This is a genomic window from Stenotrophomonas sp. SrG, assembly GCF_050031795.1.
Lineage (GTDB): Bacteria > Pseudomonadota > Gammaproteobacteria > Xanthomonadales > Xanthomonadaceae > Stenotrophomonas > Stenotrophomonas rhizophila_A.
In genome coordinates, this window is the sequence record NZ_JBNBBE010000961.1 from 1 (window position 1) to 242 (window position 242).

Annotated in this window: 1 protein-coding gene; it reads left to right on the forward strand. The window is 69.0% G+C overall.

Annotated elements, in window-relative coordinates:
* On the forward strand, window positions 1–242 hold a 242-nt coding region (locus ACQG3P_RS22350; protein WP_426806279.1), incomplete at both ends, for an alpha/beta hydrolase family protein.

Below are 242 nucleotides of genomic sequence, written 5' to 3' on the forward strand. Positions count from 1 at the left end.
TCCGTCGCTGCCGATCATCGGCGAAGGCGCCAAGGAACCCAACGATACCTCCCTGCCCCAGCTGGTGGCCAACGCCGAAGCAGCGGTGGATGAAGGGGTGCGGCGCGGGGTGACCGACCGCGAGCACATCGCCATTGGCGGGCATTCGTACGGGGCGTGCATGACCGCGAACCTGCTGGCGCATACGCGGCTGTTCAGGGCCGGTATCGCGCGCAGCGGTGCGTCCAACCGCACGCTCACCC